Genomic DNA, 16,015 nt, shown 5'->3' on the forward strand with positions numbered 1-16,015 from the left:
ACGGTGAGTTACCTTTGGTTTGGCCGCCCCTTGCGGAGCGGCACCTGATAGAGAGCGAGAATTTAGCTCATAGCGTAAAAATAGTTTACCTGCGAGTCCTTGATCTACTAATCAGGCTAAATGCTTCGACGTTGTTCATTAAATTCTGCGCGATCTGCTCGCCCATGACTTGGCCTGCAATATTGTCAAAGTCCCAGTGCACTCCGTTATAAATGCGGCTGAGGCCATTTTCCTGTTGAGCGGCGGTATAGGATTCAAAACGGACAGGTACCAAAGGCCTCGGTGTGTCCGGCGTGAAAGGGTCGAAGCCTTCCCCATTGTATTCTTCCGATACAAAAGTAAAGGGCTGATCTCCAAACATACTGCGCATAATCTCGAAGGTGGAAGCACCGAAGGTAGCATGACCCGATGGGTAGGAGGGGAACGGCGGTGTTGGCCTAATCGCAATGGTGGTATTGATGACTGACACCCCTACCGGCAACCATTGCTCATCCTGCAAGGTCGATGGGTTGTCGTCATCGATGCGAATACCGGTAACCGGTCTCCAGTAATTGTAATAGTATTTACTGTCCCACGCAGCGATACCAGAATCCGCCAGCCCCACATTGATCAAAGCAAAATACCGGGCCAGATCCAGCTCATTCTCGACTTTGTTATCCAGTGCTGCCTGCAGGGCGATAAGGTTATATAGTCTCGGGGGAATGCCCAATAACGGTACACCGTCATATCCCCAGTAATTCCCGATAAATCGTGTCTCTGCTGTGGATGTCGATGGGGTAATAGTATTGGCTGGGGACCCGCCGAGGGCCGCCACTTCCTCATAGGCTTCGGCATATTCCTCAGACGTAATTGTAGGCGGAATCGGACTGCGGAATTGATCACCTGAACTTAGTGAAAAAGGTGTCACACTGCCCCAATAGGCTCCGAGAGCCACGGAATCGTGGCCAACAGGATCCACGGGATCAGGCTGCCATTCTCCCGGTACCGTAGCACCCGTGTTGACCGATGTAGAGTGATAGGTGTCATCCCCATCCGCGACAGCGCCGCCCTCACCATAAGCGGGCTCCAAGTGGTCGGCCTTATCATTGCTGCGCACTGCAAGCATTGCCGCAGCAGCGGCTTCGCCAATCACTTGGCCCTTGGCAATTCTATCTGCGCTATCTCTTATCTGGTCAAGATCTGATAGCAGTAATTCCTGCAAACGCTCTGACTGATCGGGGTAGAGTGCGCGCAAGGTATCGTAAGCGGCGTAAGCGATAGCTGCATCTTTGGATGCATCTCTGGTGTCGAGTACACCGAGATCATTATAAGGTTGGTATTTACCGTCAAAGGCGTTCAGAGCGTCAAACACAGCAGTTTGTACGATGGCGAATGCGCGACTGGACCGGGTAGGGCCGCCTTGGTAGAAATCCACTTCGCCGGTATCAGGGTCGGGAGTATGATCGATAGCCGATGAGTCGAGCATCGTGTTGAACCAAAATACAACCCGATCTCTAGGTCTATTAAGCTCGCCAGACTTCCCCGAAGTCCGCTCAAGCCGATCAAGTACACCTTTGGAGAGAGTTGATCGGCTGGTTTCTCCTAGATACGCGCTGGTTTGTCCCTTGGGCTGCTTACCCTTTGTCTTCTGGGCCTGCACAGCACCCGATGTCAATATTAAGCCTGCTGCCAGGAAGCAGGCCGATGTTTTTAACAGAATGTGGTTCATTGTATTACGTCCTTTGATATTGAAGGGCGCGCTGAATCAGTAAATCTATCAGTGGGCCGTAAGTTTGTTTTCAAATTGGCTGTTGTTGACCGCACTGGGTTGTGGAGGCCGTACCAACCTGTCGATACACCGATTCAGCTAGACCTTAAACTGGACTTCAGTAGAATGTCTCTTCATCTATTACACTTGTGATCCCTAGCACTTCAATCCCTCAACGACTTAATTCCAAATGCATTTCGTGTCGATAGCAAAAAATGAGTAGATGCTAAAACGGTTTTCTTTTCCAGCAGTCAGACTTTTATCGGGCGCTGGCTATTTTCCCATCCCCAAGTTCAATTCCGAGGAAGCCCTCAGTACTTTTTGGCTCTCTATGATCTGTATCGCAGTCAACATCGATTCCTCCAGGATCGAGAGCAGATTTACATAGAGCTTCATTTGCAGATGTGATAACTCCATCACCAGCCTCTAGGTAAACATGGTCAGTTGCACTAGATCTGGCTCTAGTTGAGACAATAGCAATAATCGTGTGATTTAATGCGACTTGATTAAATACAAATGCTAGGTTGGTTTTTTGTGAAATCATACCTATGCCTATTATTCGAGTTTGTCCAACTCCCTCCCCCAGACTAATCAGGTTATTATCCTGTCGAGATCAACCTCAAATATAATATTTATTGTAAAGTTGTAGACCACCACTTGGCTTCACAGTTCCTGACAATTATCTTCAAAGCTTAAACCCCAAAAAATAAAATCGCTGAAATCTGCAACCAAAAATGTATAGAACAAAAAAACAGCTAATAAGGTAAATTTCTAAACACTTAAAACAATCAAATCACCAACAGGCACTAAAGAAATAAGGAATTCCTGAGCTTAACAGGAAAAGGGATTCTGCCTTATTGGCTCAACATATAAATAGATCCTTTTAATGATGCTCAGACTTGGGAAAATAATTTGACACCAGCCCAGGCAATTTTGATCGGAAAAATACTCCCCCACCCTAGTGAGGCTCGCCCAGAGACACCACTAGAATAACAGCGCCTCCGTAATCAAACTGAAACGTCGATTTACATCGTTAACTTCACGACCTGCCGGATAAGCACCTTTTGATTACATCAACCATAATGCCCAAGGTATCTCAAATAAATCAAACCTCAAAATCAACGGTTCATTTTTACCACCCGTAAAACGAATACAACACTACACGAGAGCCCGCTGAGCTATATGGCATCATATCTTTACACAAAGGCACTATGCCCTACCTGAGCAGCAAACAAGATACAGTTACTTCTAACTGTACCTGCCAATTTCCGCCCCTCATAATTAAATAAATTTATCAGGCCAAAAAATTAATTCACTAATAAAATCTGCACACACGCTTAGACCCGATTTGAAATAAAAAATAACGGCCCCGTTAATATTACAGGCGCCGAATAGCGCGATATCTGACTATAGGAAGTTGTTCAATAGGGTGGACTTTGCGTATCTGGATCGAATGATACCGCAAAGAGGCAGCTAGGAATTGATCACTGTTCTGGACAATATTGACCCAGAGGGGAAAGCAATTCCCTTCTAGAGTTACAGAGTTGACAGTAAGATTCAGGAAGTCATTGTCAGGTGACGCTTTGCGCTGTATTCAGAAGCCCTTCACATTTGAATGTATCAACAGGAAAGTTAAAGGAATAAATACTGGCGGGAAGTAAGATTGGTGTATCACAAAGAGCAACACACCTGATAGCTTAACAAATGCGTCCGACCTAAGGGAGCTGCGCCCTTTGGTCGGACTGAGCTCAATCAACTACCAAAAGATAGGAGGCAGAGTGTACTCATCATTGGCAGGAACTCTCTTCCCAATACTGAGGTGCGGCCGATGGGGACCACCAGTTTGGCCCGTAGGTTGAAATGTAGACCTGACCACTGAAAGTTACCCGATCTCCAACTTGGTAAGCACTATCACCGGCGTAGGGCTGCTGGAACTCAGGACAGGAAACCGCAGAGCTATCATCTCCACCATTGCTATCAGAGCTGTCATCGGAGCCGTTATCAGAGCTATCGTCTGAACCACTATCGGAGCCATCGCAGGTAGTTTCATTCCAGAATTGCGGTGCAGCACTCGGCGACCACCAGTTTGGCTCATGTGTAGATTCATAAGCAACATTGTCATAAACAACTACGTCGCCAATCGAGTAGCCTGGATCACCGCCATACTGCTGAACAAACGCTTCGCAGCTGGAATTGCCGGAATTGCCGGAATTTCCAGAGTCGCCATTGTCTCCACTATTATCCGAATTATCGTCACCGGAATTATTGTCGTCATCGGTAGAGTCATCATCCTGATCTTGGATAAGCTCGTATCCAATTTCAACACTCTCTAAACTGCTACCTTCTAACAAGTAGATACTGTTGATGCCATATAGAGGCTCAAAACTACTGCTTCCATCGTAATCACCGGCGCGGATGCTGCTCTGTTCCTGGTTAATCAGCTCAGCCAGATCGTGAGACCAGTTTTCAGCGATACCCTGCTCATCTGAAGCAATTTCCAGGACAGTAGAATATGAGGAGTTTTCACCGGAGCTATCAAATACACGAGTATAAACTTTATCGCCCACATTCAAATCTTGAGTTGGATTAATAGTGCCTGCAACACTCCAGTCAGTATTGACAACATTATCACCATCAAACTCGACATCGATAACATTATAGAAGGCATTAACCGTATCACCCACATCCCAAACTGCAAGAATTACGTGGTAGCCTTCACGTTCTGGCACCTGACACTCATGTGTCGTATTTACCGCAGGCTGCTCATAGTTGCCATCAACCTCACAGAATGGATCTAAATCAAATTGATCGCGGGTCAAAACCGCATTTGGATTCCAACCTTCTTTGGTAATGTAATATTTCCAGTCCCGGGTTACATGATTGGCTGTGAAGCGCCATTTAAAAGTTTGCCAACCGGAGCTAATATAATTCTTAACCCAGCGATCTGAGGATTGCTCATTTAATTCTGACCAGGAGCTATCTCCTGCACTGGCTATCTGCCCATCAGCAGGACCACTTTCAGGGAAACCTTCATTCCCTTCTATACTTTGCGGTTCCCATTGAACAGCACCGCAGTCAACATTCATCTCTCCCGTATCGAGAGCATATTTACACAAGGTTCCACGAGCGGATGCAACACCACCATCAGCGGCCTCTACATAGCCGTGGCTAAGTGCATTTGAACTCATACCGGCCAGTGCTATTGCCATCAGGGCGCTATTTAATACGGGTAGTTTAATTGCAGATGCTAGTTTGGTTTTTCGTAAAATCATATCTATGCCTGTTATTCAATTTCGTCCAACCTCCTTCCCCAGCTGAACCAGGTCCTTATCCTGAATACACATATTCGATGTGTAATGTTGGCGACAGAATTATGGACCGCTACTTAACAGCACGGTTCCTGACAATTATTGATATAAATTTACAAACCTCAGAAGATCACCAGCGCACCATTTTCCCTTAAAAATAATATTAAAGGGTATTTTTTTTCAAGGAAAAATAATCAATTAAAAAATAGGACGAAAAAACTACAACGACCCCTAAAATAGAGAACAGGCAAACCTTTAACAGGATGAGAAATTTCCAGACGATTTTTAACTTAATACAAGTTCCCACACTCATTAATTATCAATAGATGACACCCCTCTCTCACGAACAACCCCCTATTACAATTCAAAATAGATAAGCCTGACTGCCTTAAAACCATAAATCTCTCGATATTACCTACCCTCAAAAGTTGCCAGCAGGGCGGAAATTGGCAGCTACCCCAACCTACGAACACGTATTTCATCCTGAGAAAAAAACCTCTTTTCAAATCAGAGAACTATCACTGTCACCGCTTTTTTTAAACTGTCACTGCAAGTGTTTTCCTGGCAACAAATACAACTGCAGCCTAGTAAATTATTCCCATTAGTAAATTACCACTGGGATAAAAGACCTATATTCGCTCACCTCTGTCTACACTGGAAAAGAACCCGGATGATTTTGAGTTTCCCTAACCAATCATTTTCTTGTAGTCACCATTCGTAGTAGGAAAGGTAGGATCAGGGATGATGTTGTACTTGATTATCCGCAGGCTCGGCCTGTGTCTGTTATGTTCTTCTCTTTTGCTTCCAGCCTGGTCTTTGGCTGAAACGGCAACAAACCCGGATAAACGGTGGGCTGCAATTGTAGGAGCCGGCCCGGGATTTTCCAATCGTCGCAATGAGCTCACCCAATATCGCCTTGCCATATCCAAGGACCTGCCCTGGCAGTGGTCCCTTGCTGAGAAATGGACGCTCAAAACGCGACTGGAGACCAGTTACTTTGAATGGCACTCCAGCCTGGACGATGGTGATCCCGACGTCTCCAAAAGGGGAGAGGATTTAGTTCACGGTATGTCAGTGAGCCCGGTATGGAGACTTGAGTACCTGCCCCAGTGGGACAAGCCTATCTTTCCCTACTTCGAGTTTTCCGTGGGGGCCAGTTACATTACTGAGTCCAATATTGTGAGTAAAAACACAAATCACACAACTCTGGGATGCCATTTCCAGTTTGAGGATCGAATTGGATTGGGCTCTGACTTTGGGAGTGAGCGCCGCTGGGGAGTCACAACTTACGCACTGCACTACTCAAATGCAGGAACCTGTTCTGAAAATTCCGGAGTGAATTTTTTTGAGCTGCGGTTGCACTATAACTTTTAAAGAAGAGGATTGAGCAGGCGCCGGCTTGATGTCAGCGCCTGCAGTCATCGGCGGGCCCTAGAGGATGATATGTGGCAGATAACGGCTCATATCCTGGGTAATCAGGTTTGAATCTTCCCGGATGGACATCCCCGCTGCCAGGTCATCAACGAGCCAGCTTCCCACCAGAGTATGGTTCTTTCCAAATTTGGGGAGAGGATGCAGAGCCTGATAGATAAACCCTTCTTGCCCATAGGGGCCATCGGACAGCAAAGTGGTATCCGCCCCTTTTACTACCGAAATATTCGCCCCTTCTCGTGAAAAGATTGGCTTCTTAACTAATTCCGGGAAATCCGCAGCCTTGTCCAGCTCATCCTCAAAAAAAGAGGGAAGCAGATTCGGGTGCTCTGGAAAAAGCTTCCACAACATTGGCAAAAGCGCCTTATTGGAAATAATCGCCTTCCAGGGCGGTTCCAACCAACGGACATTGCTTCCTGCCAACAGGGTCCCGAACTCCTCGCGGAGCATAAATTCCCATGGGTACAGCTTAAACATCCAGGTGATTACCTGATCATTCAAATCGGTAAACTGACCCGCTTCATCCCGGCCAATATCTTCGATAAAGACAAAATGATTATTGATCCCCGCTTCGTAGGCACAATCCTGTAAATATTGAACCGTGCCCCGGTCCTCTTCCGTATCTTTACAGCAGGCGAAATGCAACTCCCTCCCCGGGGTCAGGAATTGTAAATCATGGAAGCGGTTAACCAGCTTTTCCTGCAGGCTATTGAACTGATCAGACTGTAGCGGCAGAGACCTGCGATCGACATTGTCCTGCAGCCACAACCACTGCCAGAAGCCGGTTTCATACAGAGAAGTGGGAGTATCAGCATTGTTCTCATAGAGCTTTGCCGGCCCCTGTCCGGAATAGGCAAAGTCCAGGCGAGAATAGAGACTGGGGTCGCCATTACGCCAGGATGTTCGCACAAAGTCCCAGTGCTGCTCGGGTATACAGAACCGCCTCAGCAACTCCTCATCCTCAAGCACACGGGCAACGACATCCAGGCACATCTGGTGAATTTCTTCGGTGGGATCTTCAATGTGCTTTTCTATCTGCTCCAAGGAGAATTGATAGTAGGCGCTTTCATCCCAGTAGGGTTCGCCATACATGGTATGGAAGTGAAACCCGAACTCCTGCGCTCGCTCTTGCCAACGCGGGCGCTCACCAATCGGCAACCTCAGCACAAATCAGCCTCCCCAGCCGCGCGAACCACCACTGCTGGAGCGCCCCCCTCCCCAGTTGGATTTGGCCGATGCCACTGCACCAAAGCCTCCACGGGAAACAGTTTTGGTAACTTTAGGCTTAGGCGCCGTAGCGCTTTTATCCACCTTATAAGATGAACGGCCATAATCGCCAATGATGCCGCCGTCAGCTGTCATCAGCTTGTCGCGGTAACGGGAACCTGAATAGCGGTAGACCGGGTTGTAGTAGCCATAGTTATAGTGGCGATCCCTGTCATTGAGCATGGAGCCAACCATAAAGCCCGCCATCAGAGGCATCCAGACGCCGCTACTGGTCTCTTGGCAGCTACCGAACTCAGCCTCACATTGAGAGAGACGGGAATACTTGGGCCCGGTGCGCTCCGCTTCCTCAACCGCGCGCTGATAAGCTGCTTCACATTGAGCTTCGTCCAGCTGGGTATTGGCCACACAGTCATCTACTGAAGAGACAACTTTAACTTCCTCATCTGAGGTGCAACCGACCAGGGCAGCCGCTACACCTAAGGCAAGTGGGCGCAGTAAAAAATTGGAGCCACCGCCCTTGCGCATCCTTGCCAGGTTAATATTCTTGGTACGCTTCATTACCACCCCCAATTAGTAGCTCATGCAAGCCGCATTCAATACGCCAACAGCGATTGTAGTTGCAGCCAACATAACACCGGCACTCACCTCTCCATCTTCGATGCGCTCAACAATACGCGGCATAAACCCAAAGCGGATAATGGCAAAAGCAATTAACTGGGCGATCAATGCAACCAAGGCCCAGATGGCGAAATCGACAATAGAAATAGAGTTACTTGCAGCACCACCAACGGCAATTGCAAAACCCAAAACAGCACCACCAAAACCAATAGCGGCAGCCGTATTCTTATCTTCGCGTATCAACTTCCACTCATCGTGAGGCGTCACCAGTGCGTATAAAAATTTAAACACGATCAAAAGTACCAGCGACAGGCCAAAGTAGGCCGCAAAATGCAAGATACCAGTCAGTAAATCATAAGGCTGGTCCATTAAATATCTCCTTATTATCCGTGTATTGTTATTTGTGAGGGGGTCAGAGTAATGCCGGTGCTAATCACCAGGCTGCGGCTTAAGTAGCCTGCATCCTCTTCTTTCTCTTCAGCTGAGAGAAAAAGGGATTCGGTTTGCTGATCGGACAATTCGCGTTCGAAAAGCATGGTGAATTGATCCGTTACTGAATAATCACCATCTTCATCGTAAGTCTTCTCGGCCATATGCACTGGGTTGTGGTAATCCCCTGCTGCGGTCCATACACGGCTATAAGAGCGATCCTGCAGGTGATAACTGGGTGCGCCAATATCACTCTTTAACAATTTATTCCAAGCCTGCTCCGAACCGACATCCAGAGTGTCGTAAAAATGGAACAACTTTACATCGACAACATGCTCATCCCGCTGACCGCCCTCAGCAATCACTTGCAGCCAGGCATCATCATCAGTGTAAAAGCGATAAATCCAGGTACCATCTAATTCGACAACACCGGCCGCTTTAATGATCTGGGTCGGTGAACAGGATTCAATGGTCAGTTCATCGAGTATCAGACGAATGGCCAAAGGGTCCAGCTCAAAACTCGCCCCCATTCGCAAGCCCATAATTTCTGGAGTCTTGACCTTTGGAGCGTCCTTTCCCTTTATTTTATTTATCAGTTTGGTAAACATGTACCAACACCTTCTTCATTACTTTTTATATCGAAACAGCTTTTTTCATCGAGCCGCTTTGCAGAGATATAATACAGCATGTCGCCCTCGGTGACCTGGTCGGTAAGCCCCGGGTTCACGTCAATTTTAACCACTCCCTTTCTACGTATCGCAATTAAGGTCGCGGAGAGATCCCGCTTAAAATGGTCAAATAATTCACCGACAGGAAGAGGCTTCTCACCCCGATATTCAACGCTGTATTGGGTCATGCCGTAAGTGCTATCGAGCAACTGTCGGTGCAACCTTGCGGAACCGGGGTCAAGCGAGGATTTTGCCAACATCTCTACAGCGACAGAGGGAATACATTCAATATTGGGACAGTGGGCACGGAGCAATTCACCCACATTTTCATCTTGAAAATAAGCCGTTTTATGGCTGTTCGGGCTGAGCTTGTCGCAGAATAAGGCGGTTGTAAGAGTTACATCATCCAGAGGGTTGTCGATAATAATTCGAGCGGCATCGGCCAAACCTGCCCTCTGCATACTTTCCCCGTGGGAAAACGATTCAACCCGGACAAAATCAATCTTACCCGGCATCGGATTTTCGATATCGGCTTCAACACAGAGGACAATCTCTGCTGCGCTACCGTTTGTTTTGGAGAGTAGCAACTCAATCAAGCGGAGCGTTCTGGTACCGTTCCAGCCGATAATTACTGTGTGATCAATATGGTTTGTCATACGCAAGCCCTTCTTGCCGCGATGCACAAATTCTGAAACCGCAAAGCCAATTCTTGTGACCACCATGGCAAACAGGCTGAGGCCCACTGGGATCACCCAAGCGGCAACCACGGCTTTACCCTCAGGGGTTACCGGGGAGAAATCGCCGTAACCTACTGTCGATGCGGTAACGACCAACCAGTAAAAGAAATTCTCGCCCGCGACAATATCAGCTTCACCGGCAATTTTGAGCAGCCAATAGGAGATGAAAACATAGCTGCCTACAGCTATGAGAATGGTGGTTACATTGGCCCGAATGAAAAGCGACGCCAGAAGGCGTCGCACTCGATAAAGCAGCACTGTGTTAAGCCTTTTCGCGGCCCGCTAACAGTTGAGCCAACTTATCGCTGCCACTTTTCTGGCCGCCGGGCTTGATGCCCGCCGCTTTCAGCTTGGCATCCAGGCTGGAACCGGTTTCCTCTGAAGCCAGCTCTTCCGCAGCTTCAAGCTCAGCAGCACGCTGCTCCTGCTTGTTTTTGATGCGATCCAGGCTGTCCAGCGCTGTTTTGATCTTGCTGTTCGCACCCATGTGGCGGGAAGAAACCGCTACCTGAGCTTTTTGAACAGACTCAGTCGCTTTGATCTGGTCAATCTGCTGCTCCATACGGCGCACATTGGTTTTTGCCTGGGTAATATTACCTTTCAGGGTGCTCTCTGAACTCAGGAATCCATCCAGGATGCTGCGCTCAGTTTCCAGCTGGCTTTCCAGCTCGGTAACACGCTCTGCACACTCAAGAGCGAGTTCGTTATCGCCCTTTTCACTCGCGTTGATTGCGTGAGTGCTATAGGTTTCAACGTCGGCTTGCAGCGCTTGGACCTTACTCTCAGTAAGTTTGCGCTTCGCCATGATTTTGGTCAGGTTTTCATCGCAAGCTTTCAATTCTTCCTTCGCCTCGCGTAATTCTTGGTCAAGAATACGAATCGATTGGCTATCCGCTACTGCTTCTGTTCCTTCGTTAACTGCGCCTTTCAAAGCAGTCCAAATTCTCTTAAGGCTCATGCTACACCCTCCATTTCAAAATGATCGGCAAATAAATCCAGGAAGTCACCCACATTGGAAAACAGGGTCTCAACCTCCTCGATAACAACTTCGTCCTTACTGGACACCGACAGAGCACCGAAAGCGACGTAGTAGTTCTCACCACCAATATTCTTGATCGCAATGGCTGTCAGGGGCACCAGCTGATGTGTTTGCAGAACCATTTCATTGAGCGCTGCCACATCATCTACCTGGCTCACGGGAAACAGAATGCTCTCTACAACTATCTGCTTCTCGCCAACATAGACAAACGCATCGACGCCTTCATCGTTGGAAATACTGAGGCAATCCCCCTCAGATTCGACCACCCATCCGGAGTGGTTTTCCGCCAATTGGCGCAGGTTCTCATTGTTCCAGGTCATCTCAACTCCCTCGCTGTGGAATATTGGTCACAAATATAGCACCAAAAAATCTGCGGTCAATAACTTATTACAAACTAATGTTGCAAATAATACACACAAAGATAATATTTACCACATTGGTGATAGTGAATAGGACGGAGTAGAGCCCATGGACCACAAGCAAAGCCTGAGCAACCAGCAAGCATTGACCCCTTACAAGCAGGCAATTGCTCGCTATGTGCGCGCATCAATGGCACTAAAGGGCATGCGTTACGGAGATCTCGCCCAAGCACTGGCCGAGAGAGGAATTTCAATGACACCGGAAAACCTGCGCAGCAAAGTCAGCAAGTGCATGTTTTCAGCAGATCTGCTGGCAGCCATCATCGATGCCATGTCGGTGGAGGACAGCGCCATGCTTGAAATCCTCAAACAGGCCCGTGAGCTGCAAGATCGAGGACTCTATGCCGAGCAGGAGAAAAGCTAACACGCCATCTCCTTGGACACCAGTACACGCGATCACACTTTGACTCCGTCGTCAGTAATCAAGCTTACCCGCTGAAAAACCGGGGTATCCACGACTCACCTGCATAGCTTCTTTACAGGTGAGTTAGTAGTGATGCAATTTGACGACTGGCTCACCATTACCGCACTTTCCGACAACCTCAGGCTCTGAAAGCTTGGCCCCTGCAGGAATAATCTTATTCGTTGGCCACCAAACAAAGCAGGCATACCTGAAATTGACTGCCCAGTTACAGTAGAGGCGTCCGTCCTCTTCCTCATAGAACCGCGCCTGGCAGAAACTTAAATTGGGACTTCGCACCCCTTGAACCTGCTGGGGATCAGCCAAAGAAACTTGCACTCCGGCAATTGCAACCACAGAGAGGGAGAGAATCAGCAACCAGGATTTCATAGATCTACTCTGGAATTTTGCTCAAATCTCCTTGAAGACTAGCAGCTGCGGCGTAACTTTCATCTCTGAGCCCTATGCAGCGGCACTAACCGTCAGGAATAGCAGCTTCAGATACAGGCACTTTTTCCTGCTTAAGGATCGTCAATAACTGCTCGATGCAGCCCTGCCGGTCTTTTAGCCAGTTAATATACGGCAGGGGAAAGACCGGAATGCCCGCCCGATACAATGCCTTGTAGACCTTTACACTAAAGTAAGACTCGTAGTCGCCGGGATACCCAATCAGGTCAATACCGATAAAACGCCCGCTCACAGCACAAACCACATCTACAATCTGCCCAGCCACAGGAAAGCCTACCCAATGGGGAATTTCGTGCTGGGTTAATAAATGGCTAACTTCACTCGCAAAACGACATACGATTTCATCACCCTGCAAATGACTGCCAACGGAGTGTGGAAACTCAACATATTGACGCAAGAGATGATCCGTAGGGAGAGCTTGGGGCTCAATCGACAACGCAACCAACTGCTTTTCTTTTGCCCTGGTAATTGCAACATTAAACACATCCGCCCGGTTTAAGTAGCTGGCTGCCCGCAACGATTGACTATCAATAGCCATGGAGATAAGCATTAAATCTCGCTCCTCTCCTTGAAAACCATAGGGCGTGGCAACGCGTACAGAAAAACTCTGTAACTTCTGAGAGGAGAAGACCTTAATCAACTCCCCTTCCAAATAATCGGCCTGATCCCGATAGGGAGACAAAACACCGACCGACGGCCGAATTGCAGCATCGGCATAGCGCTCGAAATGCGCTTTCAATTGCGCAATAACCCAGTCGCGCTCTACAGTGTTTCTCCCATTTTTTCTCCGGCGCCCTGGAAGTTGATAAAATTCTAGCGCCGACTCTGGTAATGGTTTGGGCCTGGCCCTCATAACTTTCAAGCGGCCGGAGTAAAAAGCATGGTTACTGAATGCGATCAGCTCTGGATGGCTGCGAAAGTGCTCATCCAGCATCACAACAGCTTGTTGAGTGGGAATCACGTCTGAAGCCAAATCCAAAAGTGATTGATCCCTATAGCTCAGTTTTGGCGGCACCCCGGCATCTTTTACCACTCCCTGCCAGATACTTTGCTGCCGCTTGCGGGAAAGAAATGAAACATGCCGCAGTTGTTTACTGTCACCGACAATCACTGCCCGCTCAGCTCGAAACAGAGCCGGCAGTGAACTCGCAATATCACACTGGGTTGCCTCATCAAAGACTACCAAATCGAACATGGCGGGCGATAACGGCAGCACTTCATTGAGTTCATCTGCCTCCACCAGCCATATGGGGAACGCCTGCATTACCACCCGCATATCAGTTTGGGCAAAGCGCTCCGCCTGTACTTTTGAAGTTCGAGATCGCAAGGCTTGATTGAATTGGCTCAGGGTACCTCGATTCTTTTCCAGCAGTCTGTGCAATGTATCGCGGCGATAAGTATTCAAATACTGACTTGCCAGGCTTTCAAAGTTGCGCCGACAATCATCAATCGCACCTTGTGATTGCCACAGACTTTTAACACTCAATCGATTTGCAAAGAAGCTCCAGGCATGTCGTGCTACCCACTGAGCAAACCGACCTACACTAACAGCGCGCGCCAATCCCAGCTCTTTGGAGAAGCGCTTCTCCAAGCCCCTCAAGGCTCGATAAGCCCTCTTCAGTTCCCTCTTCACCTGGGCAGGCTTTCTCTCTGGAAGTTCCACCCCCTCTTTCAGCAGCCTATCCAGATGAGCTTTTAAGCTGGGGATAAAACCCCGCTCCTCTCGATGTATATACCCCTGAGTCAGCCCGTACTCATCTCGCAACTTATCCCGCACCACATCCAGTGCTTGCTGGTTTTTCGATACCACCAAAACACTTTCACCATGCAGCACTCGATCGAGAACCATAGCGGCGATTGTAAAACTCTTTCCCGTGCCGGGCGGACCTGAAACAAGACTAAGACGAAAGCGAGCCGCATTTTCAAGTGCCCTCTCCTGAGCCCCACTCAACAGACCCGGCAGCATATCCAGCTCACACGCTTTCTGTGCAGTTTCCCAGTGGCGCTCTCCCAGTAATGCCTGTAACGGAGGAGATAATTTTTTTCCCTGCCTAAAAGTTGTAATTCGTGCAGTACTCCACGAGAGCCCCTCGATCTATCCGCAAGAATTACCGCACCCGCCGAGACCAAGGACAACTGAGAACCCTTCGATGCACTTTCAACAGCTGCCTTACCACTCAAGTTAGGCCAGCGCCCCAATTCCTCTACATTTTCCAAAATAGTGTAATGGGTTAGCCAGCGGCCGACGTCAGCCAGCTGTGTCGAAGAAAGCGGCGAAGCAAGCACTGAGAAACTATCTGTTATTGAGGACTCAACATCAGGTTTAAGCAGTTGACGTAAAACAGGGAGATTAACGTGAATGTTTGCAGAGTTGATCTCTACAAAATAATCCTCATCAAAATGTAGCTTGGCGGGAAAATAAAGTAGTGGTGCACAGAGCTTGCGCTTTGCACTTAGTCCAGATTGGAGAGCGTAGTTACCACAAATAAACAGGCAACCATAAATCAGCCGCCGCTCCTTTCGGTAAGCATCCACTTGTTCCAGCAGTTTTGCTCCCGCAGTAGCGGAGACAGGTACACGTGGTAACTCATCAGCCCCCAAATAGTCCCGCTCATCTAAGAACAGACGCCGATTCGATTTGAGATTTAGAATATTGTTGAGTGAGAGGTCGTAACTGTCAGCTTGATAGCAGCGCCGAAAGTATTCGATTAACTTCTTGGGGTTGTGCTGCATTTCAAATAACTCCTGGAGGACAACAAAATTCTAACGGATGCCGGAACCTTGTTATACCCCCCAGAGATTACTTGTCCTCAGCCATCCGCCATTAGCGATTGATATTTGCGGCGCTCGCCCGCACTCAGCTGAAGATCATACTTATCTACGATTGCCATAAACCGCTTGAGGTAAACTTGCTTGACCGGTCCATAGGGCGGCATCCACTTGTCCGGCCCTTTGTGGCCTTTACTTTGGTTACGACCGTCATCAACCAGCCATAAATTCTCGATGTCCTCAGCAAACCGCTGCTTTCGCTTGCGCGTCCAATCAGCTCCCCCGTGATCGTGCGCCCACTTCAGCGGCACAATATGTTCCACATCAAGATCTGAAGCTTTTACAAAGAAGCCGCCTGTGTAGGGATCCAGCCACAAACCGGTGTCTACTTTGCAGTGATTGGAGCGGGTATAGGTTACCGGGGATAGTGAATAGCGAATTAACAACTCATGGCGGGTATCCTGGCAATCCCGATCGGAATCAGACCACTTGGGCAGCCACTCCGCCCGATCATAGGACGCTGCAAAAGCGGAAAAACTGAAGGAGAAAACTACAGCAATGGAAGAAAGCTTAGAAACTGACCGAACGCTCATACATCAACTACCAATCAAACCAGAGCGCTAGGTTACAAGAAAGTGTGTACCAATTGTATGCGGCGGTTCAAATCAATAAGAAATGGTTCAAACGTTATACAAAACACCCCAAATGAAAAAATAGGGCTATAGCAAGAGTAATGAAGAGCAGGATATTTCGAT

At 48.2% G+C, this 16,015-nt stretch carries 16 protein-coding genes; 2 read left to right on the plus strand and 14 right to left on the minus strand.

Translation table 11 applies throughout. The features are described 5' to 3' along the window. Positions 1 to 85: 85 nt before the first annotated feature. From ACJJIR_RS13395 to ACJJIR_RS13405, 3 genes are all read right to left on the minus strand, one after another. Positions 86 to 1,708 (minus strand): vanadium-dependent haloperoxidase, encoded by a 1,623-nt coding sequence (locus tag ACJJIR_RS13395; RefSeq protein WP_444905738.1) that lies wholly within the window; start codon positions 1,706 to 1,708, stop codon positions 86 to 88. 298 nt (positions 1,709 to 2,006) lie between these two features. Continuing rightward, positions 2,007 to 2,291: a hypothetical protein gene (locus ACJJIR_RS13400; protein WP_444905739.1), complete on the minus strand. Its 285-nt coding sequence runs from the start codon at positions 2,289 to 2,291 to the stop codon at positions 2,007 to 2,009. A 1,243-nt stretch (positions 2,292 to 3,534) separates the two neighbouring features. Further along, complete coding sequence (locus ACJJIR_RS13405; protein ID WP_444905740.1) at positions 3,535 to 5,019, minus strand: lytic polysaccharide monooxygenase; 1,485 nt, start codon at positions 5,017 to 5,019, stop codon at positions 3,535 to 3,537. A 777-nt stretch (positions 5,020 to 5,796) separates the two neighbouring features. On the opposite strand from ACJJIR_RS13405, the gene ACJJIR_RS13410 reads away from it, so the two are divergent. Then, positions 5,797 to 6,429 (plus strand): acyloxyacyl hydrolase, encoded by a 633-nt coding sequence (locus ACJJIR_RS13410; protein WP_444905741.1) that lies wholly within the window; start codon positions 5,797 to 5,799, stop codon positions 6,427 to 6,429. 57 nt (positions 6,430 to 6,486) lie between these two features. Here the strand turns inward: ACJJIR_RS13410 and ACJJIR_RS13415 are convergent, their stop codons facing one another. The 7 genes from ACJJIR_RS13415 to ACJJIR_RS13445 are packed head-to-tail and all read right to left on the minus strand — an operon-like array spanning position 6,487 to position 11,524. Further along, the gene (locus tag ACJJIR_RS13415) at positions 6,487 to 7,653 is read right to left on the minus strand and encodes a glutathionylspermidine synthase family protein (RefSeq protein WP_444905742.1); all 1,167 of its coding nucleotides are present in this window, start codon (positions 7,651 to 7,653) and stop codon (positions 6,487 to 6,489) included. A gap of 3 nt (positions 7,654 to 7,656) precedes the next feature. After that, positions 7,657 to 8,271 (minus strand): DUF1190 domain-containing protein, encoded by a 615-nt coding sequence (locus ACJJIR_RS13420; RefSeq protein WP_444905743.1) that lies wholly within the window; start codon positions 8,269 to 8,271, stop codon positions 7,657 to 7,659. Positions 8,272 to 8,283: 12 nt separating this feature from the next. Further along, positions 8,284 to 8,700 carry a DUF350 domain-containing protein gene (locus tag ACJJIR_RS13425; protein WP_444905744.1) on the minus strand — a complete coding sequence of 139 codons (417 nt, stop codon included), beginning with the start codon at positions 8,698 to 8,700 and terminating at the stop codon, positions 8,284 to 8,286. A 14-nt stretch (positions 8,701 to 8,714) separates the two neighbouring features. Then, complete coding sequence (locus tag ACJJIR_RS13430) at positions 8,715 to 9,368, minus strand: YjfK family protein (RefSeq protein WP_413665198.1); 654 nt, start codon at positions 9,366 to 9,368, stop codon at positions 8,715 to 8,717. After that, positions 9,353 to 10,423 carry a potassium channel family protein gene (locus ACJJIR_RS13435; protein WP_444905745.1) on the minus strand — a complete coding sequence of 357 codons (1,071 nt, stop codon included), beginning with the start codon at positions 10,421 to 10,423 and terminating at the stop codon, positions 9,353 to 9,355. The genes ACJJIR_RS13430 and ACJJIR_RS13435 overlap by 16 nt, the downstream gene beginning before the upstream one ends. A gap of 4 nt (positions 10,424 to 10,427) precedes the next feature. Further along, positions 10,428 to 11,123 (minus strand): PspA/IM30 family protein, encoded by a 696-nt coding sequence (locus ACJJIR_RS13440; RefSeq protein WP_282933401.1) that lies wholly within the window; start codon positions 11,121 to 11,123, stop codon positions 10,428 to 10,430. Next, positions 11,120 to 11,524, minus strand: a complete 405-nt coding sequence (locus tag ACJJIR_RS13445) for a DUF2170 family protein (RefSeq protein ID WP_444905746.1) — start codon at positions 11,522 to 11,524, stop codon at positions 11,120 to 11,122. Before ACJJIR_RS13445 ends, ACJJIR_RS13440 begins: the two co-directional genes overlap by 4 nt. Before the next feature lie 148 nt (positions 11,525 to 11,672). Here ACJJIR_RS13445 and ACJJIR_RS13450 point away from each other — a divergent pair, with 148 nt between their 5' ends. Further along, positions 11,673 to 11,987, plus strand: coding sequence for a DUF6471 domain-containing protein (locus ACJJIR_RS13450; RefSeq protein WP_108732688.1), 315 nt, complete (start codon positions 11,673 to 11,675; stop codon positions 11,985 to 11,987). Positions 11,988 to 12,110: 123 nt separating this feature from the next. Here the strand turns inward: ACJJIR_RS13450 and ACJJIR_RS13455 are convergent, their stop codons facing one another. From ACJJIR_RS13455 to ACJJIR_RS13470, 4 genes are all read right to left on the minus strand, one after another. Further along, the gene (locus tag ACJJIR_RS13455; protein WP_444905747.1) at positions 12,111 to 12,413 is read right to left on the minus strand and encodes a hypothetical protein; all 303 of its coding nucleotides are present in this window, start codon (positions 12,411 to 12,413) and stop codon (positions 12,111 to 12,113) included. 85 nt (positions 12,414 to 12,498) lie between these two features. Continuing rightward, positions 12,499 to 14,457 carry a DEAD/DEAH box helicase gene (locus tag ACJJIR_RS13460; RefSeq protein WP_444905748.1) on the minus strand — a complete coding sequence of 653 codons (1,959 nt, stop codon included), beginning with the start codon at positions 14,455 to 14,457 and terminating at the stop codon, positions 12,499 to 12,501. Next, positions 14,439 to 15,224 carry a hypothetical protein gene (locus tag ACJJIR_RS13465; RefSeq protein WP_444905749.1) on the minus strand — a complete coding sequence of 262 codons (786 nt, stop codon included), beginning with the start codon at positions 15,222 to 15,224 and terminating at the stop codon, positions 14,439 to 14,441. Before ACJJIR_RS13465 ends, ACJJIR_RS13460 begins: the two co-directional genes overlap by 19 nt. Before the next feature lie 77 nt (positions 15,225 to 15,301). Beyond that, positions 15,302 to 15,853: a GmrSD restriction endonuclease domain-containing protein gene (locus tag ACJJIR_RS13470; RefSeq protein WP_413665195.1), complete on the minus strand. Its 552-nt coding sequence runs from the start codon at positions 15,851 to 15,853 to the stop codon at positions 15,302 to 15,304. Between the last annotated feature and the right edge of the window lie 162 nt (positions 15,854 to 16,015).

It is taken from the genome of Microbulbifer maximicatervae (SeqCode), from assembly GCF_052467385.1.

What these genes read in the sequence shown, in the direction of transcription:
- ACJJIR_RS13395 (WP_444905738.1), bottom strand. Translation starts at nt 1,708, where the DNA reads ATGAACCACATTCTGTTAAAAACATCGGCCTGCTTCCTGGCAGCAGGC.
- ACJJIR_RS13400 (WP_444905739.1), bottom strand. Translation starts at nt 2,291, where the DNA reads ATGATTTCACAAAAAACCAACCTAGCATTTGTATTTAATCAAGTCGCA.
- ACJJIR_RS13405 (WP_444905740.1), bottom strand. Translation starts at nt 5,019, where the DNA reads ATGATTTTACGAAAAACCAAACTAGCATCTGCAATTAAACTACCCGTA.
- ACJJIR_RS13410 (WP_444905741.1), top strand. Translation starts at nt 5,797, where the DNA reads ATGATGTTGTACTTGATTATCCGCAGGCTCGGCCTGTGTCTGTTATGT.
- ACJJIR_RS13420 (WP_444905743.1), bottom strand. Translation starts at nt 8,271, where the DNA reads ATGAAGCGTACCAAGAATATTAACCTGGCAAGGATGCGCAAGGGCGGT.
- ACJJIR_RS13425 (WP_444905744.1), bottom strand. Translation starts at nt 8,700, where the DNA reads ATGGACCAGCCTTATGATTTACTGACTGGTATCTTGCATTTTGCGGCC.
- ACJJIR_RS13430 (WP_413665198.1), bottom strand. Translation starts at nt 9,368, where the DNA reads ATGTTTACCAAACTGATAAATAAAATAAAGGGAAAGGACGCTCCAAAG.
- ACJJIR_RS13440 (WP_282933401.1), bottom strand. Translation starts at nt 11,123, where the DNA reads ATGAGCCTTAAGAGAATTTGGACTGCTTTGAAAGGCGCAGTTAACGAA.
- ACJJIR_RS13445 (WP_444905746.1), bottom strand. Translation starts at nt 11,524, where the DNA reads ATGACCTGGAACAATGAGAACCTGCGCCAATTGGCGGAAAACCACTCC.
- ACJJIR_RS13450 (WP_108732688.1), top strand. Translation starts at nt 11,673, where the DNA reads ATGGACCACAAGCAAAGCCTGAGCAACCAGCAAGCATTGACCCCTTAC.
- ACJJIR_RS13455 (WP_444905747.1), bottom strand. Translation starts at nt 12,413, where the DNA reads ATGAAATCCTGGTTGCTGATTCTCTCCCTCTCTGTGGTTGCAATTGCC.
- ACJJIR_RS13460 (WP_444905748.1), bottom strand. Translation starts at nt 14,457, where the DNA reads ATGCTGCCGGGTCTGTTGAGTGGGGCTCAGGAGAGGGCACTTGAAAAT.
- ACJJIR_RS13465 (WP_444905749.1), bottom strand. Translation starts at nt 15,224, where the DNA reads ATGCAGCACAACCCCAAGAAGTTAATCGAATACTTTCGGCGCTGCTAT.
- ACJJIR_RS13470 (WP_413665195.1), bottom strand. Translation starts at nt 15,853, where the DNA reads ATGAGCGTTCGGTCAGTTTCTAAGCTTTCTTCCATTGCTGTAGTTTTC.